This window comes from Salipiger marinus (assembly GCF_900100085.1).
Taxonomy (GTDB): Bacteria; Pseudomonadota; Alphaproteobacteria; order Rhodobacterales; family Rhodobacteraceae; genus Salipiger; species Salipiger marinus.
Map to the genome: position 1 here is coordinate 49,455 of NZ_FNEJ01000008.1, position 22,893 is coordinate 72,347.

Genomic DNA, 22,893 nt, shown 5'->3' on the forward strand with positions numbered 1-22,893 from the left:
GTCGGTCAGTAATCCCGCTCGAAGAACACGCCCACGCCGGTATCGCCGTCCGAGGTGACGCTGCCACGGGCTTTCACGCTGGGGCTGATCTGGATGTTCAGGTTGACCGAACTGTCGCCGCCTGAATCCACCTCCACATCCGTATAGACATTGTCAGAGATGTATTTCCCCAGCCGCAGGCCGGCATTGCCGTCCTCGTCGGTGGTCACGTCCAGATCGTCCAGCCCGAAGCCCATGCGCAGGTTGTCGACGATGCCCGACCCCCCGCGCCCGGCCAGCGTATTGACCGCAGAGGCAAGCCGCAGCGCCTGAAAGGCCGAGATGTTCTGCACGTCCTGCCCGAACAGCAGCAGCGCCAGCACCTCTTCCTCGGGGCGGGGCGGATCGGAGGAGAAGTCCACCTCGGGCGAGGTCGCCTCGCCGGTGATGGTGACGGTGATGGTGGTGCCCTCCCGTTCCGAGGTGGCGGCCACGTCCAGCGTCGGCACGAAATCCCCGGTCAGGCTCAGCCCCGCACGGTCAAGCGTCAGCCGCTGGCCAAGGATGTCGAGCCGCCCGCGGATCAGGTCGAACCGCCCCTCCGGCACGATATTCGCCGAGGTGCCCGACAGCCGCAGCTGCCCGCCCAGTTCGGCATCCAGCCCGCGCCCGCGGATGAAGATGCGCGAGGGCGCGCGGATCGTGATGTCGAGCGGCAGCACATAGGCCGGACCGCTGCGCGCCCGCGCCTGTTCCAGCAGCCCGGCCCGGGCGCGGGTTTCGCGCGCCGCAGCGGGTTCCTGAATATGGGTCAGCACGAAGCTGCGGCTACCCGGCCCAAGCCCGGTTTCGGGGATGCGGATTTCGGCCTGTTCGATGTCGACCACCCCCGCCACGCGCGGCCCGGTCAGCAGCGGGCCGGTGACGGTCAGCCGACCGCCGGCCTGCGCCTGATAGAGCCTGCGGTCCTGCAGCACGAGGCTGTCCAGCGCCACCGCCAGATCTGCGGTATAGGGCGCGGTCATGCCGATGGTGCCGCTGGCGCTGACCCGGCCGCCGCTGGACAGCGCGCCGCCCGCGTCAAGCCGCACCTGCCCGCCGCCCAGATTGGCGGTGACATCGACGCCGGTCAGGCTGAGCGCGGGACCGGGCAGCACCACGCTGCCGCCGTTGACCGTGACCGTGCCTGACAGCGAGGATAGGGCCAGCGGCCCGTTCAGCCGCAGATCAAGCCGCGCCAGACCGTCGATCAGGTTCGGTTCCAGCAGGCGGTTGGCGAGGGCCAGCGGCACCTGCCCGGTGATGCCCAGATCGGCGCTGCCAAAGCTCTGCGCCACGCTGCCGCTGACGCGGGCCTGCGTGCCGCCGGGGGCGGTCAGGTCGCCCGACACCTGCCATGGGCCGCTGCCTTGCGAGGACAGCTGCCCCTGCGCCGTGGTGCGGCCCGGAAGTTGCGGCACGAACAGTCCCAGATCGCGCAGCGCCACGTCATAGGTGATGGCGGTGCCCGCCGCCCCCAGACTGCCGCTGGCGCTGGCGGTGAGTTCGGGGGTCTGCACCTCCAGCTGGCGGATGCTCAGCATGCCTTGCGCGTCGCGGGTCACATCCACCACGGCCCGACCACTGCCGCCGATCAGCCGGTCGACGGCGGCGATGCCTGCGGCAAGGTCGCGGGTGGTCAGGTTGCCCTGCGCCGAAAGACTGCCATCGGGGATGTTGTAGCTGGCCTGCCCGTCAAAGCTGACGCCGCCCGCCAGCGGCTGGCCGGTCAGCGGGCGATAGGCGGCAAGCCGGTCCACGCCTGCCGCACCGTCAAAAGCGACGCGGCCCAGACTGCCATCGGACAGCTTTTCCACCGTCACCAGCCCCTGCGCATTCGCCGCCCCCGGGCCTTCACCGTCGAAATCCAGCCGGTACTGGGTTTCCGCCTCTGCCAGCGTGCCCGACAGCCGGGCAGGGGCATCAAGCCCCACATCGGCCACGGTCGCGCTGAACTCCAGCGTGCTGCCCGGCGCGCCAAAGCTGCCCGTCGCGGTCGCTTCCAGCCCTTGGGTGCTGATTTCGGCCCGGCGCAGGGTCAGCAGCCCCTCGGCATTGCGGTCCAGATCGACCAGCGCAAGGCCGGTGCCGCCGATGATGCGGTCCACCGCCTCGATGCCAACGGCCAGATCTTCGGTATCAAGCCGCCCCTCGGCCAGCAGCGCGCCACCGTCGAGCGTATAGCGCGCCTGCCCGTCAAAACGTGCGGCGCCCGCGATGTCGCGGCCCGCCAGCGGCGCAAAGGCCGCCAGCCGCTCCGCCGAGGCGGTGCCGTCAAAGCCCAGTTCGGTGATGCTGCCCGCCTCGGTCTTGCCTGCGGTCAGAAGGCCCGCCGCCTCGGACCCGCCGGGGCCGGTGGCGGTGAAATCGATCGCATAGCGCGCGGCGGTTTCCTCCAGCGTGCCGCGCAGGGTGGCGGGGCCGCTGAGCCCCTCCTGCACCTGCGCCAGATCGGCCAGCGTGATGTCGAAGCGCCCGGTGCTGGCATCGGTCTGCAGCGTGGCCTCGGCGGTCAGCTGCACCGACTGCCCGTCAATGACCAGCTCGCGCAGCACGGTGCCGGTTTCGTCCCGCGCCACGGCGGCGCGCAGGGTGATGGCGCCGCGCATCAGCCCGTCAAGCTGCGGGATGCCCACGGCCAGATCCTGCGCGGTGCCGTCGGCGGTCAGATCAAACCCGCCCGCCAAGGGCTGCAGGTCGCCCGACAGCGCCACGTCCACGGCGCCCGCCAGATCGCGCCCGGCAAGGCCGGAAAATCGCGAGATATTGGCTGCATCAAGCTGCAGGTCGGGGGTGACGGTCAGCGTGTCGCCCTCGATCCCCGATACGGTGACATCGCCGCGCAGCGCCAGCCCGGCGCCGGTCAGATCGAGATCGCGCAGATACAGCGGCTCTCCCGCCTGCCAGTCGATGGCAAGGCTGCCCGCCAGCGCATCGCCCGCAGCACCGGCAAGGTTCTCGTCGGCAAAATCGAGCCCGCTGACATCCAGATCCAGATCCAGCGTCACGCCGCCGGGGCTGCTGGTGCCCTCGGTGCGCATGATGCTGCCGCGCCCGGTCAGCGCCGCGCGCTCCAGCGTCAGGTCAGGGCGGTCCAGCCCTTCGGCGATCACGTCGAGCACCAGCGCGTCGCCTTGGGCGGCGTCAAAGTCCAGCGTCAGCGTGGCGCGGTCCAGCCGCGTGTCACCCGCCTCGGTCACCAGCTGCACCGGGCTGCCATCCTGCGCCGCGATCTGCCCGTCCAGCTGCAGCAGTTCCGGCCAGCCATCGGCGGCGATGCGCGCCTGACCCGATAGCCGGACCTGCGCGGTGTCCAGTTCCAGCACGTCGAGCGACAGCCGCCCGTCAGCCCCGCGCAGCCCCTGCACCTGCAGGCTTTGCGTCGCCCCCAGCAGCTCGGTCTGTCCGGGCGGCAGCAGCGGGCGCAGGTCGCCGGTCAGATCGGCGGCAAAGCGGTGGCCGTTCTCCTCGCTGCCCTGCAGGGTGATCGTGCCGCCAAAGCGGTCCTCGCCGTCGGTGGCCAGCTGCAGATCGGCGGCAAAATCGTCGATGACGCCTTCGCCCTGCAGCGTCAGCGCCAGTGCGGGGGCTCCCGGCAGACCGGCCAGACGGCTGATCAGCCCGCCTTCGCCTTCCTCCAGCGCCACATCCAGCGACAGCTGGCGGCTGCCATTGGCGTAGCTCCCTGCCAGCCTCAGCGATCCCGGCGTGCCGTCCAGCCGTTCCACCGCCAGATCCACCGTGCCTTCGCCGCCCGCAAGCTGCGCGGACCCCTCAAGGCTCAGCGCCACCGCCTCGCCAAGGATCGGCGCGCCCAGTTCGGCGCGTTCGATGGCCAGCCTGCCGATATTCACCGACACCGGCAGGTCAGGCAGCGAAAAGCCCCGCGCCTCGGGCGAGGGCGGGGTGGCTTCGCCCTGCGGCAGCCGATCGATCACCAGCCGCTCGGCGGAAAGCTCGTTGACCTCCAGCCGTCCGCGCAGCAGGGCGCTGCGCTGCCAGTCGAGCACGGCATTTTCCAGCGTCAGCCAGACCCCGGTCTGGTCCGCGATGGTCAGCCGTTCCAGCGAGGCCTGCGAACTCAGCGCGCCCTGAAAGCCGGTGATGCTGACCTGAAACCCTTCGCCGGACAGCGAATCCTCGATCAGCCGTTCCAGAAAACCGCCGCCCTCCTCGTCCTGAGCAGTGGCGGGCGGCGCCGTCAGCAGAAGCAGCGGCAGGAGAAGCAGAAGCAGGAAACGTTTCAAAAGGACTGTCCTATACCAAGGTAGATCTGCACGCCTTTGCCGGTATCGCCCCCCACCGGGGAGGCCACATCAAGGCGCAGCGGGCCAAGCCCGGTCTTGTAGCGCACCCCGACCCCCGCGCCGGAATGCCAGTTGCCCTCGTCATCGGGCATGCTGTCCTCGCCGACATAGCCCGCATCGGCGAACGCCACGAGGCCAAGGCTTTCGCCGATGTCCTGACGGATTTCGCCCGACAGGCCGACAAAGCTGCGCCCGCCCACATCGACGCCGTCGCGCAGGTTCACGTCCAGCGACTGATAGGGCTGGCCGCGCACCGATCCGGCCCCCCCGGAGAAGAACAGGAAATCCGGCGGGGTGTCTTCGATCTCGGGGCCGATGACCGAGCCAATCTGCAGCCGCCCGGCCAGCACCGTGCGCTCGCGTTCCCCCAGCGCGTAATAGCCGCGCAGATCGGCATAAAGCCGGGCGCCGTTGCCATCGCCATCGGTGTCCAGAAACGGCGTCGCCTCGGCGTTCACATACCAGCCATTGCGCGGATCAAGGTCACTGTCGCGGGTGTTCCATGTCAGCGACAGCGGCAGCGTCACCAGAGAGAAGCTGCGCTTGCCCAGATCATCCTCGGTTTCGGCGTAAAGATAGCCCAGCCCGATTTCCGCGCTCAGCGTGTCGCTGATCCGGCGGCTGAGCCCCGCGCCCAGTTCGACGCTGTCGGAATCATAGGCGGGCTCCTGCTCCATCGCGATCTCGCCGCGGAAGAAGGCGTCCGTCTCGGGTCCGATGGCGCCGGGCACGTCCAGCCGCGCGCCCAGCCGGGCGTCGATCCCGTTGGTATTGTTGGAAATGTCGGACACTTCGGCATCGACGCGGAACCGTTCGGCCCCGCCCAGCAGGTTGCGGTGCAGCCAGAAGGTGCTGAGCGTCACGCCTTCAAGCGAGCTTAGTTCGGCGCCAAAGCCGAAGCGGCGGGGCTTGGCGTCGGTGACCTCCAGCTCCATGTCCAGCGTGCCGTCGGGGTTCGGCACCTCCGCCTCGCGCAGGGTCACGGTGGCAAAGGCGCCGGTGCGGGTCAGCCGGTCGACGCTGCGGTCGACATCCTCGGGGTCGAACATCTCGCCCTCGGGCAGGCCCGCGATGCGGCGCTGCGCGGCAGAGCGCACATAGCTGTCGCCATCGGTGTTCAGCCGTCCGAAGCGCAGGCGCGGGCCGGTATCGATGCCCAGATCCACATCCACCCGCCTTTCGGGATGCACCGCCACGACATTTTCGCGCACCAGATCGGCCTTGGCAAAGCCCAGATTGCGCCAGCCGTCGATGCCCGCCTGCGCGGCGTCGGTGATGGTGGTGGATTTGGCGCGTTCGCCACTGCGGAAATCGGCGGGCAGGTCGGTGCGGGGCGCCAGCGGCTGCAGCCGCGCCGTGCCGAACTGATAGCGCGGGCCGGAATTGATCGTCACATCCACCCGGTCGACCGTGGCGGGGGTGGAGAGCAGCGGAATCTCCGACGCCTCGCGCCCGTCCAGCCGGATCGACACCACCGGCGCGTAATAGCCGTTGGCATAAAGCGTCTCGATCACGATGCCATAATCCGACAGCGCGGCGGCAAGGATATCCTGCCCCGAGGTGCGGTCGTCTTCCTTGGCGGCGGTGAGCGCCGAAAAACTCTTGATCTGACCGCGCAGATCCTCGGCCAGACCGGGAGTGGAGAAATTGAGAGCCTCAAAAGCCACGGCGGGGGCACCCGCAAGGCCGAGGGCAACAGCAAGGGCAAGGGATCTGTGCCTGACGGGCAATGGTCTGTCCTTTCGCAGGTGCATGACGCGACCTTAGACCAGAGGTGACGCGCAAGAAAGCTCTGACAAGGCACGTGGTCCCGACTGTGGGCGGAAGGTCGCGGCTGACCTGCCGCGCTGCGGGCAGAAGCGTGGGCGACGGGGCTATGGCGGCGGGCGTCGTGCGGGGCCGCGCGCCGGGGCTGGCGGGGCCTGCGGCGGATCAAGGCTCTGTAATGGATACATAAATTCCGCAGGTCTCCGGGCGGAGGGCGGCGCAAGATAAGAAATTTCTTCTCTGTCACAAAAGTTTTGGATTGGACGCGGGCGGCGGCGGGGGTGTCCGATGGCGCGGCAGGCGGGGCCGCTCCGGGCCCCGCGCCCCGAAGCCGGAGACCGCCACCATGCGTTCCACGCCGCAGCCCGCCTCAGCCCGGAACCGGTCCCTGTCCGGGCAGGCCGCGAAAGAGCTGCGGCAGCGGCTGCAGGTGCCGGTCCAGAAGCGCCAGCGCCGCCGCCTCGTCATGCGTCTGCAGCGCCGCGACCAGACCGCGATGTTCGGCCTCGATCCGGGCGGTCTTGCCCAGCCCGCTCTGCAGCGACAGCATCGACATGCGCATGAGGTTGGCCTGCAGGTTGTCGAAAACCTGCACCAGCACGGTATTGCCCGCCGCCGCCACGATGGCCTGATGAAACCGCCGGTTCAGATCGACGCAGGCCAGCAGGTTGTCCGCCGACACCGCCTCGTGCTGGTCGCAGAGATCCGACAGCAGGGCGGGAACCGGGCGCGCCTCGCGGCAGATGCGGCGCACGGCATGGCTTTCGACCATCAGCCGCACCTCGTGCAGGTCGCGCAGTTCGGTGCCGGTCAGCGGCTTGACCATGGCGCCACGGCGCGGATGCAGGTCCAGAAACCCCTCCGCCGCCAGCCGGTTCAGCGCCTCGCGCACCGGGGTGCGCGACACGCCGGTGACTTCGCAGGCCAGCGCCTCTTCGATGAAGCTGCCGGGCGGGAAGGTGCCCTGCAGCAGTCCGGCGCGAATCCCGTCATAGGCGCGGTCGCGGGCGGTGGGGCTTTCCCTGATCTCGACAGGGCGGGTCATTGCGCATCTCCTTGGCGGTCTGGGGCCGACACTTCGGGATCTGGCACGAAATGGTCGACAAAGGTGATGTGGTCTTATTGTATACACGAAGTAGACTCCAGAGGGAGGAAGGTCGCATGATGGATGGCGCACAAGATCTGACGGGCGCGGCCCGCTGGCGGGTCGGGGTCGATTCGGGGGGCACTTTCACAGATGTCTGCCTCTTCGATCAGCAGAGCGGGCGCATCGCGGTGTGGAAAGTCTCCTCGACCCCGGATGATCCGTCGCGCGGCATCGCGCAGGGTGTCGAGGAAGGCATGCGCGAGGAAGCGGGGGCAGGGGACGATCCCGCCGCCGCCATCACCTATCTGGGCCATGGCACCACGGTGGCCACCAATGCGCTCATCACCCATCGCGGCGCCAAGGTCGGGCTGCTGACCACCGGCGGCTTCCGCGACCTGCTGGAAATCGGGCGGCAGAAGCGCCCCGATCTTTATGATCTGTTTGCCGCCAAGCCGCCGGTGCTGGTGCCGCGTGACCTGCGCTTCGAGGTGGCCGAACGGCTGAGCCATGACGGCGCCGTGGTCACGCCGCTGGACGAGGACGCGGTGCGCCGCGCCGCCCGTGCGCTGGCAGAGGCGGGGGTGCAGGCGGTGGCGGTCTGTTTCCTGTATGCCTTCGTCAATCCGGCCCATGAACAGGCGGCCAAGCGCATTCTGGCAGAGGAACTGCCGGGCGTGTTCCTGTGCGCCAGCCACGAGATCGCGCCGGAATTCCGCGAATTCGAACGGCTGTCGACCGCCACGGTCAATGCCTATCTTGGCCCGATCATGCACCGCTACATCAGCCGCCTGTCGCCGCGCCTTGCCGATCTGGGCCTGCCGGTGGCGCCGCATCTGACCCAGTCCAATGGCGGGGTGGTGCGGTTCGAGGTGGCGGCGGAAACCCCTGTGCGCGCGGTGCTCTCCGGCCCCTCCACCGGGGTGGTGGCGGCGCAGGCCATCGGGCAGCGCTCGGGCTTTCCCGACATCATCACCTTCGACATGGGCGGCACCTCGTCGGATGTGGCGCTGATGGCGGGCGGGCAGACCGCGCAGACCAATGAAAGCGTGGTGCATGGCTACCCGATCAAGGCGCCGATGCTCGACATTCACACCGTGGGGGCGGGGGGCGGCTCCATCGCGTCGATCGACAGTGGCGGGCTGCTGAAGGTCGGACCCGAAAGCGCCGGTGCCGATCCGGGGCCGGTCTGTTACGGGCGTGGCGCGACCGAGCCCACCGTGACCGATGCCAATATCGTGCTGCAGGTGCTGAACCCCACCCATCTGCTCAATGGCCGGATGAAGGTGAACCGCGATCTGGCGGTGGCCGCCATCGGCCAGATGGCCGACCGGCTGGAGATGGGCGCCATGGACGTGGCGCAGGGCATCATCTCCGTCGTCACCGCCAACATGGCCAAGGCGATCCGGGTGATCTCGGTCCAGCGTGGCCATGATCCGCGCGATTACGCGCTGATGGCCTTTGGCGGGGCGGGGCCGCTGCATGCGGTGCGGCTGGCGCAGGAACTGGGCATGTCCACCGTGATCGTGCCGCGCAGCCCCGGCATCCTCTGCGCCATGGGCCTGCTGCTGACCGACCTGCGCGCCGATTTCGCCACCACGCGGCTCGCCCCGCTGGAAAGCGCAGAGCGCGCCACGCTGGCCGAGACGCTGGCCCGGGTCGAGGCCGAGGCGAATGGCTGGTTCGAAGCCGAAGCCATCGCCGCCGACCAGCGCCGCCTGACCCGCCGCATCGACATGCGCTACGAGGGGCAGAATTACGAACTGTCCATCCCGGTGCCCGAGGGCCCGGTGACCGAGACGACGCTGGAGACCCTGCGCGCCGGCTTCACCGAGGCGCACCGCCGCATGTATGGCTTTGCCGTCCCCGAGGAACGCATCCTCTGTGTCACCTTCCGGGCCGAGGCACTGGGGCTGGTGCAGAAGGCCGAACTGCCCGAACGCCCGCTAGGGGCAGAGGACGCGTCAGGCGCCATCACCGGCAGCCGCGAGGTCTGGTTCCCCGAAACCCGCGCCTTCACCGAAACGCAGCTTTACGCCCGCGACCTGCTGGCACCGGGCATGCGCTTTGCCGGGCCTGCCATCGTCGAACAGATGGACACCACCACGCTGATCCCGCCCGGCGTCACCGCCCGGGTGGACGAGATCGACACCCTGATTCTGGAGCTGCCGCGATGACCCGACCCGCCCTTGACCCGATCACGGTGGAGGTGATCGGCGCCGCCCTGTCCTCGATCGTCGAGGAGACCGGCGAGGCGCTGGTGCGCGCCTCCTATTCCACCAACATCAAGGAACGCCGCGACTGTTCCACGGCGCTGTTCGACCGCGAGGGCCGGACGCTGTGTCAGGCCGAACATATCCCGGTGCATCTGGGCAGCTTTCTGGATTTCATCCCCTTCGTGCTGGCCAGCCACGATCCCGCCGACATGCGCCCCGGCGACGTGTTTGTGGGCAATGACGCCTATTGCGGCGGCGGCACCCATCTGCCCGACATCGTGCTGGCCGAGCCGATCTTTGTCGACGGCACGCTGGCCGCATGGACGGTGAACCTTGCGCATCATTCGGATTTTGTCGACCGCGCCCATGCCCATATCTACCAGGAGGGGCTGCGCATCCCGCCGATCCGGCTCTATCGGGCGGGGGAGCTGCAGAAGGACGTGCAGGATCTGATCCTGCTCAACTGTCAGGTGCCGCGCGAGCGTTTGTCCGACCTGCGCGCGCAGATGGCGGCGAACCGGGTGGGGGTGCAGCGGTTTCAGGATCTCTGCGCGCGGCACGGGGTCGACACGGTGCTGGCCTCGGGCGAGGCGCTGCTGGATTATGCCGAACGCAAGATGCGCGCGGGGCTTGCAGCACTGCCGGACGGGTGCTGGCGGTTCGAGGACGTGTTCGACACGCTGGATTTTGACGAGCCCATCCCGCTGGCCGTCACTGTGACCATCACCGGCGAGGACATCGCGCTGGATTTCGAAGCACCGCCGCAGGTGCGCTCCGGCATCAACATGACGCGCACAGCACTGCTGGCCACCGCCTATTACATCGTGAAATCCGTGGTCGATCCCAGCGTGCTGCCCAATGCGGGGCTGGCGCGGCCCATCACCGTGACCGCCCCGGACGGATCCATCGTCAGCTGCGCCCATCCGGCGGCGGTCAATGGCCGGGTGCAGACCTGCCAGCGCGTCGCCGACCTGATCCTTGGCGCGCTGGCGCAGGCGGTGCCTGACCGTGTCTCGGCCTGCACCAATTCCACCTGCACCGTGGCGCTGTTTTCCGGCACGCGGCAGAGCGGCCCGCAGAAGGGGCTTTACTGGGTCTATCTGGAAACCATCGGCGGCGGCGGCGGCGCGCGCCCCGATGCCGACGGGCTCGACGGCATCCATGTTCATGCCACCAACACCTCCAACCTGCCGGTGGAGGCGCTGGAGGTGGAATATCCGCTGATCCTTGAACGCTACGAACTGGTGGACGGATCGGCAGGGGCGGGGCGGTTCCGCGGCGGCATGGGCCTGCGCCGGGTCTATCGCGCCACCGAAGAGTGCATGGTCCGCGTCGACATCTCGCGCAACCTGTCGCGGTCCTGGGGCCTTTTGGGCGGCGGTCCGGGCGGGCATGGCGGCTTTGTCACCAGCCCCGGCACCGCCCCGTTCCATCGTGGCCATGGCAGCCTGCGCCCCGGCGAATGGCTGGAGGTCATCACCCCCGGTGGCGGCGGCTACGGCCCCGCCGAGGAGGACCCGTCAAAAGAGACAGCGCTGGCCGCCGAATAGCCGCCCGCCGCATCCCATTCCCCCGCAAGGGCCGACAAGAGCCCCCACCCAGCAAGGAGACATCACATGACCAATGGACTGAACCGCCGGGGCTTTCTGGCCTCCACCGCCGCCGCCGCGGGCACGCTGGCCTTTCTGGGGCCGCGCAGGCTTCATGCGCAGGAGGGCGGCACGCTGCGCTTTGCGCTCTCCGCCTATCCGCCCAGCTTTGACGCATGGGCCTCGACCGGCACGGCGGCGGGCACCATCAAGCTCATGATGCATCGCGGGCTGGTCAGCTACGGCCCCGATGGCGCGCTGCGCGGCGAACTGGCCGAAAGCTGGGAAGCCGATGACGAGGGCGCATGGGTGTTCAAGCTGCGCGAGGCCACATGGCACGATGGCAGCCCGGTGACCGCCGCCGATGTGGCATGGACCGTGGCCGAGGTGGCCAAGCCCGACAGCGCCGCCTTCCGTCAGGGCCAGCTGTCGCTGATCACCGCCGTGGAAACCCCTGACGACCGCACCGTGCGCATGGTCACCGCCGAACCGCTGGCGGTGCTGCCCGGCTGGTTCGCCCATTACCACATGCCCATCCTCAAGGAGGGAGAGCCGCGCGACACCACCATCGGCGCGGGCCCCTTCACGCTGGAGTCCACCGAACGCGGCGTGTCGCTGAGCCTCAAGGCCTTTGACGGCTATTACAAGGAAGGCCTGCCCAAGCTCGCCGGGATCGAGGCCACGGTCTATGCCGATGAGAACCTGCGCGTCGCCGCGCTGGAAGCCGGCGATGTGGATCTGTCGGAATATGTGCCGTGGCAGGCCATGGCGCAGGTGGAAGAGAGTGACGCGCTGAAACTCGACAGCGTGGACGGTCCCTTCATGTATCTGACCTTCAACGCCAGCCGCCCGCCCTTCGACAACCCGCTGGTGCGCCGCGCCGTGGCCCATGCCATCAAGCGCGAGGATATCGTGGCCGCCGCCTTCTACAACCGGGGCGGCGCGCTGGCGCATCTGCCCATTGCCGAGGAGTCGGAATTCTACAATCCCGAATTCGCCGATGCATGGGCCTATGATCCCGAAAAGGCGCAGGCGCTGCTGGCCGAGGCGGGCTATCCCGACGGGTTTGACTGCACGCTGCTGTCGACCGCGCAATACGGCATGCACCAGTCCACCGCCGAGGTCTGTCAGGCCTATCTGTCCATGGTGGGCATCAACGCGCAGCTTGACCTGCCGGAATGGTCGAGCCGGGTGCAGAAGGGCAACGAGGGCAGCTATGATCTGGCGGTCATGGGCACCACCGCCGACAACAATGACCCCGACGGGCTGGTCAATGTGCTCGACGGCTCGCTGCCCGAAAGTTTCGTGCGCAGCTACGGCATCGACACGCCGGAGATCAGCGCGCTTTTCGCCAAGGGCCGCGCCACCTTCGATCCCGAGGAACGCCGCGCCATCTACCGCGAAATGGAACAGGTGGCCATCGACACCGCCCCCATCGCCGGGCTTGCATGGCGCGCGCAGGGCTATGGCATGAAGTCCAATGTCGAGGGCTTCACCAACATGCCCGGCCAGCTGACCTTCTATTCCGGCATCACGCTGGAAGAGACGTTCTTCGGCTGATCCGGTCCAGACATGCTCAGATACATCGCATACCGGAGCCTGATCGCGCTCTTTCTGGTCTGGCTCGTCGTCAGTCTGGTGTTCCTGCTGCTGCACCTGATCCCCGGCGATCCGGCGGAACTGCTGCTCAGTCAGGGCAACATCGCCGCCGATCCGCAGGCGGTGGCGGCGCTGCGCGAGAAGATGGGGCTGAACGCGCCGCTCTGGCAGCAATATATCGAGCATGTCACCGGGGTTCTGACCGGGGATCTGGGCGCGTCGTTCCGCGACCGCGCGCCCGTGATGGAACAGATCCTGCTGCGCCTGCCGCGCACGCTGGAGGTGATCCTTGCCGCCGCCTTCCTTGCCGCGCTGTTCGGCGTGCCCTTGGGCACCTATGCGGCGATCCGCGCCGACGGCAAGATCGATGCCTTTGTCTCGCTCCTGTCCTCGGTGGCGCTGTCCACCCCGGTCTTCGTCGTGGGCTCGGTGGTCATCCTGATCTTCGCGCAGCAGCTGCAATGGCTGCCCGCAGGCGGCTTCGTGCCGTTTTCCGAGGATCCGGTGCAGCATCTGAAGCTGCTGATCCTGCCGGCGGGGGCGGTGGGGCTCAGCGTCTGGGCGGTCATCACCCGCATGACCCGCGCCTCCGTGCTGGAGGTGCTGCAACGCGACTATGTGCGCACCGCCCGGGCCAAGGGCCTGCCCCGCGGGCCGATCCTGCGCCGCCATGTGGTGCGCAACGCGCTGATCCCGGTGCTGACCGTGCTGGGGCTGGAAATGGGCACGCTGATCGGCGGCACGGTGCTGGTGGAATTCGTGTTCAACTGGCCGGGCCTGTCGGGCTATCTGGTCGCCGCCGTCGATGCCCGCGACTACCCCGAGGTGGTGGGCATCGTCATGGTCATCTCCGTGCTCTTCGTCTTTCTCAACCTGCTGGTCGATGTGGTGAACGCGCTGCTTGACCCGCGCATCTCGCTGGGGGCGTCATGAGCCGGGCCGCGCGCAAGCTGATCCTGCCGGGGATCCTCGTGGGGCTTCTGGTGGCGGTGGTGCTGCTGGCCCCGGTGCTGCCCTTGGCCGATGTCCGGATGATGGATGTGCCGGGGCGCTTTTCCGGCCCCTCGGCAGAGCACTGGCTGGGGCAGGACGAATTTGGCCGCGACGTGCTGGCGCGGCTGATCTGGGGCGGGCGCGCCTCGCTGTTCATCGCGGTGGGATCGGCGCTGGCCGCCGCCGTGCTGGGCACCACGCTGGGCCTGCTGGGCGGCTATTTCCGCGGCGTGGTGGAACTGGTCACCGTCCGCGCCTCCGAAGTGATCCTGTGCCTGCCGCCGCTCCTGCTGGCGCTGCTGGTGGTCACCCTGCTGGGCGCGGGGACCGGGCCGCTGATCCTTGCGCTGACGCTGCTTTACACGCCCAACTATGCCCGCGTGGTCTATGCCGCCACGCTGCAGGTCCGCTCTCTGGATTTTGTCACCGCGCAGCGCGCCATGGGGGCGCATCCGCTGGCGATCCTGACCCGCACCATCCTGCCCAACGTGCTGCCGCCGCTTCTGGTGCAGATGTCGCTGGTGGTGGCCTCGGCCATGGTGATCGAAAGCGGGCTCAGCTTTCTGGGGCTGGGCGTGGTGCCGCCCACGCCGTCCTGGGGCCTGATGATCCGCGCCGCGCGCGGTGCGATGGAGGTGGCGCCGATGCTGCTGGTCTGGCCGTCGCTGGCGCTGGCGGGCACCATCCTGTCGTTCAACCTGCTGTGTGACCGGCTGCAGTCGGTGCTGGATCCGCGCCAGATCACGGCGGGCGGCGCGCTGTGGCTGCACCGCCCCGCGCGGAAAGCGGCCGCCGCGCCGCAGCCTGCCGCCCCCGACGCGCCGCTGCTGCGGATCCGCGATCTGGCCATCGCGGTCGAAGGGCCGCGCCACGGGCTTGATCTGGTGCGCCGCGCCGATGTCACCGTGCTGCCCGGGCAGACCGTGGCGCTGGTGGGGGAATCCGGCTCCGGCAAGACCCTGACCAGCCTCGCGCTGATGGGGCTGCTGCCCGACCGGCTGGCGGTCACCGGCGGAGAGGCGCTTTACACCACGCGCGAGGGCACCACCGTCGATCTGGCGCAGCTCGATGACGAAGGCTTCCGCCGCCTGCGCAGCACCGAGATCTCCATGGTGTTTCAGGATGCCGCCGCCGCGCTGAACCCGGTGCTGCGCATCGGCGACCAGCTGGCCGAAACCCTGCGCGTGGCGGGCACGCCCGAGGCGGGCATCCCCGCGCGCGTCGTCGATCTTCTGCGGCAGGTGGGCATCCCCGACCCCGAGCGCCGCTGCCGCGCCTATCCGCATGAACTGTCGGGCGGGCAGCGCCAGCGCGCGATGATCGCGCTGGCGGTCGCCAACAGCCCCCGGCTGCTGCTGGCGGACGAGCCGACCACCGCGCTCGATCCCACCATTCAGGCGCAGATCCTGCAGCTGTTCCTGCAACTGAAACGCGACACGCCCGGCATGGGGCTGGTGTTCGTCACCCATGATCTGGCGGTGGTGGCGGAAATCGCCGACCGCGTCGTGGTGATGTATGCGGGCGAGGTGGTGGAACAGGGCCCGGTGGCCGAGGTGTTCGCCCGCCCGCGCCATCCCTATACCGCCGCGCTCATCGCCTCGGTCCCCGAAGGCGGGGCGGAGCGGCTGGTGGCGATCCCCGGTTCGGTGCCGCCGCCTCATGCCATGCCGCCCGGCTGCCGTTTCGCGCCGCGCTGCGATTTTGCCCGCCCGCTCTGCGAGGCAGCAGCCCCCGTGGCCAGCGCCCCCGCAGAGGGCCGCAGCACCCGCTGCATCCGCTGGAAGGAGGTCACCTGATGTTCGATCTGGGCACATCCCCCGCCCCGCTGGTGGAGGCGCAGGCCCTTGGCCGCAACTTCCCGCAGCGGCAGGGGCTTCTGGGACGGGCGCGCGACATCTGGGCGGTGCGCGACGTGACGCTGGCCATCGCGCGCGGCGAAACCGTGGGCGTTGTTGGGGAATCGGGCTGCGGCAAGTCCACGCTGGGCCGCATGATGATGGGGCTTGATGCGCCCACCACCGGCGCCGTGCGCTTTGACGGGCGCGACCTTGATACGGTGCGCGGGCCGGACCGGCGCAGGCTGGCGCGGCGGATGCAGATGGTGTTTCAGGATCCCTTCGGCTCGCTTGATCCGCGCCGCAGCGTCGGCGCGCAGGTGGGCGACGGGCTGCGCATCCATGGCATCGTCCCGCCCGCCGACATCGGTGCCGAGGTGGCGCGGCTGCTGGATCAGGTCGGTCTGCCCGCCAGCGCTGCGTCGCGCCGTCCGCATGAATTTTCCGGCGGCCAGCGCCAGCGCGTCGCCGTGGCCCGTGCCCTGTCGACCCGCCCGGATTTTATCGTGGCCGACGAGCCGGTTTCGGCGCTGGACGTCTCCATTCAGGCGCAGGTGGTGAACCTGCTGATGGATCTGCGCCGCGATCTGGATCTTGCCATGCTGTTCATCAGCCATGACCTGCATGTGGTGCGCCATCTCTGCACCCGCATCGTGGTCATGTATCTGGGCCGCATCGTCGAGGAAGGCCCCGCCGCGCAGGTGTTCGGCACGCCCGCCCATCCCTATACCCGTGCGCTGCTGACCGCCACGCCCTCGCTGCAGCCGCGCAGGCGCGAGGCGGGGTTCGACGTGCTGCCCGGCGAACTGCCCAGCCCCGCCAATCCGCCCTCGGGCTGTCCGTTCCGCACCCGCTGTCCGCTGGCCGAAGCCGCCTGCGCCGAGGCCGTGCCCGAGTTCCGCCAGACCGGGCCGGGCTGGCAGGCCGCCTGCATCAAGGCCCGCCCGGAGTCCGTGGCATGACCGCCCCCGTCGCCGTCCTGACCGGGGCAAGCCGGGGCATCGGCGCCGCCATCGCGCGCGAGCTTGCGGCGCGGGGGCATCAGCTGGTGCTGGGGCTGCGCGATCCCGACGCGCTGCCCGGGGATCTGGCGGCGCTGGATCCGCTGGTGGTGCGGTATGATGCGACCGACCCCGCCGCCGCCCGGGCGCTGGCCGGGGCCGCAGAGCAGCGGTTTGGCCGCCTCGACGTGCTGGTGCTGAGCGCGGGCATCAGCGGCCCGCTGGAACTGCGCCCCGATCCGCCACAGCCCGATGCCGAGATGGAGGAGATGCTGGAGCAGCTTCTGGCCGTCAACGTCAAGGCGCCGTTCCGGCTGGTGCGCGCGGCGCTGCCCGCGCTCTGCCGCTCGGGGCGGGGGCGGGTGGTGGTGCTGGCCTCGCTGTCGGGCAAGCGGGTGCTGGGGCTGAACGCGGGCTATCAGATGACCAAACATGCCGCCGTGGCGCTGGCCCATGCGGCGCGGCGCGCGGGCTGGGAGGAGGGCCTGCGCGCCTGCGCCGTCTGCCCCGGCTTTGTCGCCACCGACATGACGCTGCACCACGACCTGCCGCGCAGCGAAATCACCCAGCCAGAGGATCTGGCGCATCTGGTGGCCGAGGTGGTGGCGCTGCCCAACACCGCCAGCGTGCCGGAACTGCTGGTCAACTGGCGTTACGAGGCGGGCGCATGACCCGGCCTGTCGTGCAGGAGGTGGCGGGGGATGCCAGCCTGCCACGTGCGGTGGATCTGGTGGTGATCGGCGGCGGCATCCTTGGCGTGTCGGCGGCACTTTGGGCCGCCGAGCAGGGCCACAGCGTCGCCCTGCTGGAAAAGGGCCGGATCGCGGGCGAACAGTCCAGCCGCAACTGGGGCTGGGTGCGGCGCATGGGCCGGGCGGTGGCGGAATATCCGCTTGGCATCGAAAGCCTGCGGATCTGGCAGGGGCTCAACACGCGCATCGGGCAGGAGACCGGCTTTCGCCGCAGCGGCATCGTGTATTCCGGGCAGAGCGCGCGGCAGCTGGCATGGCTGGCGACTGTCGAACGGGACGCCGCGCAGTTCGGCCTTGCGGTGCGGCGGCTCAGCCGGGCCGAGCTTGCAGAGCAGTTTCCCGGCGCCCGCCTGCGCGACACCGAGGCCGTGATGACCGAGGAAGACGGGCGCGCCGAACCCGCCCTTGCCGCCCCCGCGCTGGCCGAGGCGGCGCGCCGCGCGGGGGCGCATGTGCTGACGGGCTGCGCCGCGCGGGCGCTTGATCTGTCCGCCGGGCGCGTCAGCGGGGTTGTCACCGAACGCGGGCGTATCGCCTGCGATGCGGTGATCCTTGCAGGCGGGGCATGGTCGCGGCTTTTTGCCGGCAATCACGGGCTTGATCTGCCGCAGCTCAGGGTGCGCAGTTCGGTGCTGGCCACGCGGCCACTGCCGGGCGGGCCCCGTCATGCCTTGGGCAATGGCGCGTTCGGCCTGCGGCCCCGGCTCGATGGCGGCTATACGCTCGCGCGGCGGGGCAGGGCGGCGGTGCAGATCACGCCCGACGCCTTTCGCCTGCTGCCCGATTTCCTGCCCGGCCTGCGCCGCAACCGGCACGAACTGGCGCTGACGCTGGATCACGGGCTGTGGCAGGGCGCCACCACCCCGCGCCGCTGGAGCGCGGAGGCGGTCACCCCCTTCGAGCGTTGCCGGGTGCTGGATCCCGAACCGCAGCAGCACGCGCTGGGGCAGGCGATGCGCGAGGTGCGCGCGGTCTTTCCGGTTTTTGCGCAGGCGCGGGTGGCGCAAAGCTGGGGCGGCATCATCGACGTGACCCCGGATGGCGTGCCGATCCTTGACCACGCCCCCGGCCTGCCCGGTCTGGTCATCGCCACCGGCTGTTCGGGGCACGGGTTCGGCATCGGCCCCGGCGCGGGGCAGCTTGCGGCGGAACTGGCCACCGGCGCCGCGCCGCTGGTCGATCCGGCGCCATTCCGGCTCGCCCGCTTCGGGCGCGGTGCCCCTGCCGGATGAGGGGGGCAAATTTTCTCTATCGCGGCACAAGCCGTTTGAATTGGACGCCCCCCGCCATGGCGCGCTTCACTGACCGCCACGACCGATACAGCAGGAGCGCGACATGACCCCCAAAATCCGCATGGCCGAACTGACCTCCGAAGAGGCCCGCCAGCATCTGACCTCTGACGCGGTGGTGCTGCTGCCCATGGGCTCGCTGGAGGATCAGGGCATCCATGCGCCCATGGGCGATTACATGGCCGCCGACCTGATGGCGCTGGAAATCGCCAAGGCGGCCCGCGCCCAAGGTGTTGCCACCTTCGTGGCGCCGGTCATTCCCTTTGGCGGCAAGGATTATTTCGACAGCAGCCATGGCGGCATCTCGATCAGCCATGCCACGCTCTGCGGCATTCTGGATGACATGTTCGGCTGTCTTGACCGTCACGGCATCCGCAAGCTGATGATCGTCAACGGCCATGGCGGCAACGTGCCCGCCATTACCGAGGTGGCGCTGCGCTGGCGGCAGAAGGCGGGGCTGTTCGTGCCGTCCATGTATCTGTGGCAGGTGGCCTATGGCGAGCTGCCGGGGCTGATCGGCGCCGACAAGGCCAAGGCCAGCTCTGGCCATGGCGGCGACCCGCTGACCTCGGTCGGCCTGCATTTCTATCCCGACCTGCTGCGCGCCGATCTGGTGCGCCCCGCCCCCACCGGCAGCACCGTGAAGGGGCTGAGCATTTCGGGCTTTTCCAGCATCACCTTTGACGGGGCCAAGATTCAGGTGCCGATCGAGGCGCTGGAGGCGACCGAAACCGGCGCCTATGGCTGCGATCCCACGCTCTGCTCTGCCGAAACCGGCGCCGTGCTGGTCGACCGGCTGGCCGCCATCGGCGCCGGGCTGGTGGTCGAACATGTGGCGCGCGGCCTGCACGACTGATCCTCACAGAACCGGAAAATCCGGCACCTCACCTCCATCAGGGAGACACCCCATGACCACGATGACCCGACTGACCCTTGCCACCGCCATGGCGCTTGCGCTTGGCAGCGCGGCGCAGGCCGAAACCACATGGCGCATGGCCACCAAGATGCCGGTGGACAGCCCCGAGGGGCAGGTCTTTGAAAAATTCGCCGATCTGACCGAAGAATACACCAACGGCGAGCTGAAGATCGACGTCTATCCCAACGAACAGCTGGGCAAGGAGGATGCCGTCCTTGAACAGCTTCAGGCCAATATCGTGCAGGTCTATGCCGAAGGCTTCGGCTATCTGAAGAAGTGGGAGCCGGCGCTGGCATGGGTCGCGGCGGCCTTCGCCTTTGACGATTTCGACCACTGGCAGCGCTTCATGACTTCGGACACGGTCAGCGGCTGGTTCGACACCGCCGCCGAACAGTCCGGCGTGCGCCCGCTTGGCGATCCCACGCAGGTGCTGCGGGGGCCGTTCCGGGTGATGGTGTCCAACGTGCCCGTCGAGACGGCGGCGGATATCGAGGGCATCAAGATCCGCATGCATGAAAACAAGGTCGCCATCGAGACATGGGACCATCTGGGCGCCGAGGTCATCACCCTACCATGGACCGAGGTCTATCAGGGCATTTCCAAGGGCATCGTCGAGGCGGTGAATTCCCCCGTGGCGCTGGTGGAATCCATGCGTTTCAACGAGGTGGCCCCCTACATCACCCGCCATGACGAATACTGGCAGTCCATCGGCTTCATGGTCAACGAAGAGGCGCTGGCGGCGCTGGACGAGGACACCCGCGCGGGCCTTTTGCGCGCCTATGAAGACACCGGCGCCTATTCGCAGGAGGTGATGTTCGGCGTGGCCGAAGAAAGCATCGCGCGGATGGAAGAGGCGGGCGCCACCTATACCGTGCTCGACACCGCGCCGCTGGTGGAAAAGATGCAGGGCTTCTACGAGGCGATGGCAGCATCGGGCGAGCTGCCCGAAGGCTTTATCGACGCCATCGAGGCCAGCCGGACGGCCAGCCAGTGACACCGCAGGACTATCACCCCCAGAGCCCGCTGACGCGGGCTCTGAACCGGCTGGACCGGGCAAGCTGGAGCTTGGGCGGCGCCTTCCTGTGGCTGTCCAATCTCTGCCTGCTGATCATGCTGGCGCTGACGGCGGCCACCATCGTGCTGCGGCCCTTGGGGCTTGCCGCCTACTGGATGTGGCCATGGACCATGGTGTTTTTCATCTGGCTCAGCTTTTTCGGCTTTTTCGCGCTGTATGCCCGGCTGAAGGACGTGCGCGTGGATTTTATCGCGGGGCTGTTCGGGCCCATGGGCATGGCCGTCACGCGGCTGGTCAGCGATCTGGCCACGCTGTCGGTGACCGGCGTGCTGCTGTGGCAGCTGCCCCGGGTCATCGCCACCTCACGCGGGGTCTATGACGGCGCGATCCTGCCCGCCGGGCTGGAACTGCCGCGGCTTGCGCTGTCGGTGCCGCTGTTCGTCTCGGCGGCGCTGATCCTGCTGACCGCGCTGCTCGATCTGGCCAAGATGGCCGCCGGCATGCCGGAAAACGTCACCGACCATCACCCGGAGATCTGACCTTGGCCTGGATCCTCATCGGCAGCTTCATCGCGCTGATCCTGCTGCGCGTGCCCATCTCCATCGCCATCGGCATGGCGACGGTGCTGACCTTTCTCACCTCGGATTTCTCCAACGCCCTGCAGATCATCCCCCAGCAGATGCTGGAGGGGGTCAACAAGGCCTCGCTGACCGCCGTGCCGTTTTTCATCATGGCGGGCAACCTGATGAACGTCACCGGCGTGACCGAACGCATCTTCGCCTTCGCCAACGCGCTGGTCGGGCATCTGAAGGCGGGGCTGGCGCAGGTCAACATCCTGTCGTCGATGATCTTCGCGGGCATTTCCGGCGCCGCCGTGGCCGATTGCGCAGGCCTTGGCGCCATCGAGATCAAGGCCATGCGCGAGGCGGGCTACAAGCCCGACTTCGCCGCCGCGATCACCGTCGCCTCCTCGGTGATCGGGCCGCTGATCCCGCCCTCCATCGGGCTGGTGATCTATGCCTTCCTTGCCCAGCAGTCGATCGAACGGATGTTCCTTGCCGGGCTGGTGCCCGGGATCCTCGTGGGGCTGGCGCTGATGATCTATGTGCGCCTGCGCGCCGGATTTCAGGATTTCCCGACCCAGCCGCGCGCCACGGTGCGCGAGGTGGCCCATACCGCGCAGCATGGCTTTGCCGCGCTGATGGCGCCCGCGATCATCCTTGGCTCCATCATGTTCGGCTTTGTCACCGCCACCGAAGCCGGGGTGCTGGCCTGTCTTTACTGCATCTTCCTTGGGGTGTGGTATCGCGAGCTGACGCTGGGCAAGTTCTTCAGCGCGTTGTCGGACACCGCGATGATGACGGCGGTCATCATGATCATCATCGCCTTTTCCATCGCCATGGGCTGGCTTCTGGCCATCGACCAGACGCCGCAGAAACTGGCCGACTGGACCTTCTCGCTGACCGAAAACCGCAACGTGTTTCTGGCCCTGCTGCTGGTCTTCATCATCCTTGTCGGCTGCGTGGTCGAAGGCGTGCCCGCCAAGCTGATCCTCGTGCCGACGCTGCTGCCGCTCATCGACGCCTATGGCATCGACCGGGTGCATTTCGGCATCATCATCCAGCTGGGCCTGCTGATCGGCATCGCGACCCCGCCCATGGGCATCGGCCTTTACATCGTGGCCGAGGTGGGCCGCGTGCGGTTCGAAAAGGTCACGCTGGCGGTGCTGCCGATGCTGCTGCCGCTTTTTGCGGTGCTGATCCTGCTCACCTACGTGCCGCAGACCGTGACCTTCCTTCCCGATCTCATCCTTGGCAAGCAATAAGGGGGACAGATGTCCAACCTCATCTACAAGCTGAACCCGATGCCCGCGCGCATCCCGCAGGACAAGCTGGACCGTCTGGCAAAGCTCGAAACCGCGACCATCGGGCATTTCTACCATTTCGGCTTTGCCGCGCCCGCGATCCAGCCGGTGCTGACCGGCAAGGTCGTGGCCTCGACCGTGGCGACGCTGGCCATTCCGGGGCTCGATTCCACCCTGCTGCACCACTGCCTCAGCTCGGTGGGTCCGGGCTATTTCCTCGCCGTCGACCGGCTGGGCGACACCAAATATGCCTGCTGGGGCGGCGGCGTCACCCGCATGGCGGCGATGATGGGGCTGGATGGCGGCTGCGTTGACGGCCCGCATACCGACACCGCCGAGATCGCCGAACAGGATTTCGCCATGTGGTCGCGCGGCGCCTCGCCGGTGACGACGCGGCTTTACAATTCCGGCGGCGGTTTCAACGTGCCGGTCAGCATCGGCGGCGCTGCGGTGCTGCCGGGCTATGCGGTGCTGGCCGATGACAGCGGCGTGCTGTTCATCGCCCCCGAGGATCTGGACGAGGTGCTGGCCGAGGGCGAGACCAAGACCGAACGCGGCCGCGTCAACGAGGCCAAGATCACCGGCGGCACCCATCTGGGCCAGATGTCCGGCGCCACCAAGATGGTGGAGGCCAAGCTGGGGCAGTAG

16 protein-coding genes are annotated in these 22,893 nt (G+C 68.6%); 13 read left to right on the plus strand and 3 right to left on the minus strand.

From position 1 onward, the window contains the following. Positions 1 to 5 precede the first annotated feature (5 nt). The 3 genes from BLR51_RS10600 to BLR51_RS10610 all read right to left on the minus strand — a co-directional run bounded on the left by BLR51_RS10600 (position 6) and on the right by BLR51_RS10610 (position 7,137). Positions 6 to 4,265, minus strand: a complete 4,260-nt coding sequence (locus tag BLR51_RS10600; protein ID WP_089846689.1) for a translocation/assembly module TamB domain-containing protein — start codon at positions 4,263 to 4,265, stop codon at positions 6 to 8. Continuing rightward, on the minus strand, positions 4,262 to 5,992 hold the full coding sequence (locus BLR51_RS10605) for an autotransporter assembly complex protein TamA (RefSeq protein WP_242656709.1): 1,731 nt from the start codon (positions 5,990 to 5,992) through the stop codon (positions 4,262 to 4,264). The genes BLR51_RS10600 and BLR51_RS10605 overlap by 4 nt, the downstream gene beginning before the upstream one ends. Before the next feature lie 470 nt (positions 5,993 to 6,462). Beyond that, on the minus strand, positions 6,463 to 7,137 hold the full coding sequence (locus tag BLR51_RS10610; protein ID WP_089846694.1) for a GntR family transcriptional regulator: 675 nt from the start codon (positions 7,135 to 7,137) through the stop codon (positions 6,463 to 6,465). 116 nt (positions 7,138 to 7,253) lie between these two features. On the opposite strand from BLR51_RS10610, the gene BLR51_RS10615 reads away from it, so the two are divergent. From BLR51_RS10615 to BLR51_RS10675, 13 genes are all read left to right on the plus strand, one after another. Next, entirely contained in the window at positions 7,254 to 9,353 is a 2,100-nt protein-coding gene (locus BLR51_RS10615; RefSeq protein ID WP_089846695.1) for a hydantoinase/oxoprolinase family protein, read from the plus strand. Further along, entirely contained in the window at positions 9,350 to 10,942 is a 1,593-nt protein-coding gene (locus BLR51_RS10620; RefSeq protein ID WP_089846697.1) for a hydantoinase B/oxoprolinase family protein, read from the plus strand. Before BLR51_RS10615 ends, BLR51_RS10620 begins: the two co-directional genes overlap by 4 nt. A gap of 66 nt (positions 10,943 to 11,008) precedes the next feature. Beyond that, positions 11,009 to 12,541, plus strand: coding sequence for an ABC transporter substrate-binding protein (locus BLR51_RS10625; RefSeq protein ID WP_089846699.1), 1,533 nt, complete (start codon positions 11,009 to 11,011; stop codon positions 12,539 to 12,541). Positions 12,542 to 12,553: 12 nt separating this feature from the next. After that, a complete protein-coding gene (locus BLR51_RS10630; protein ID WP_089846701.1) occupies positions 12,554 to 13,513 on the plus strand; it encodes an ABC transporter permease in 960 nt (319 codons plus the stop codon). Then, positions 13,510 to 15,369 carry a dipeptide/oligopeptide/nickel ABC transporter permease/ATP-binding protein gene (locus BLR51_RS10635; RefSeq protein WP_089846703.1) on the plus strand — a complete coding sequence of 620 codons (1,860 nt, stop codon included), beginning with the start codon at positions 13,510 to 13,512 and terminating at the stop codon, positions 15,367 to 15,369. The genes BLR51_RS10630 and BLR51_RS10635 overlap by 4 nt, the downstream gene beginning before the upstream one ends. Further along, positions 15,369 to 16,370 (plus strand): ABC transporter ATP-binding protein, encoded by a 1,002-nt coding sequence (locus tag BLR51_RS10640; protein WP_089846704.1) that lies wholly within the window; start codon positions 15,369 to 15,371, stop codon positions 16,368 to 16,370. Before BLR51_RS10635 ends, BLR51_RS10640 begins: the two co-directional genes overlap by 1 nt. Further along, positions 16,367 to 17,080: an SDR family NAD(P)-dependent oxidoreductase gene (locus BLR51_RS10645; protein ID WP_089846706.1), complete on the plus strand. Its 714-nt coding sequence runs from the start codon at positions 16,367 to 16,369 to the stop codon at positions 17,078 to 17,080. The genes BLR51_RS10640 and BLR51_RS10645 overlap by 4 nt, the downstream gene beginning before the upstream one ends. Next, entirely contained in the window at positions 17,077 to 18,393 is a 1,317-nt protein-coding gene (locus BLR51_RS10650) for an NAD(P)/FAD-dependent oxidoreductase (RefSeq protein ID WP_089846707.1), read from the plus strand. The genes BLR51_RS10645 and BLR51_RS10650 overlap by 4 nt, the downstream gene beginning before the upstream one ends. A gap of 103 nt (positions 18,394 to 18,496) precedes the next feature. Then, positions 18,497 to 19,306, plus strand: a complete 810-nt coding sequence (locus tag BLR51_RS10655) for a creatininase family protein (RefSeq protein WP_089846708.1) — start codon at positions 18,497 to 18,499, stop codon at positions 19,304 to 19,306. Between the two features lie 52 nt (positions 19,307 to 19,358). Further along, positions 19,359 to 20,360, plus strand: coding sequence for a TRAP transporter substrate-binding protein (locus BLR51_RS10660; protein WP_089846710.1), 1,002 nt, complete (start codon positions 19,359 to 19,361; stop codon positions 20,358 to 20,360). Then, positions 20,357 to 20,920 (plus strand): TRAP transporter small permease, encoded by a 564-nt coding sequence (locus BLR51_RS10665; protein WP_242656710.1) that lies wholly within the window; start codon positions 20,357 to 20,359, stop codon positions 20,918 to 20,920. The genes BLR51_RS10660 and BLR51_RS10665 overlap by 4 nt, the downstream gene beginning before the upstream one ends. A 2-nt stretch (positions 20,921 to 20,922) precedes the next feature. Next, complete coding sequence (locus tag BLR51_RS10670) at positions 20,923 to 22,206, plus strand: TRAP transporter large permease (RefSeq protein ID WP_089846711.1); 1,284 nt, start codon at positions 20,923 to 20,925, stop codon at positions 22,204 to 22,206. A gap of 9 nt (positions 22,207 to 22,215) precedes the next feature. Beyond that, the gene (locus BLR51_RS10675) at positions 22,216 to 22,893 is read left to right on the plus strand and encodes an RraA family protein (RefSeq protein WP_089846713.1); all 678 of its coding nucleotides are present in this window, start codon (positions 22,216 to 22,218) and stop codon (positions 22,891 to 22,893) included.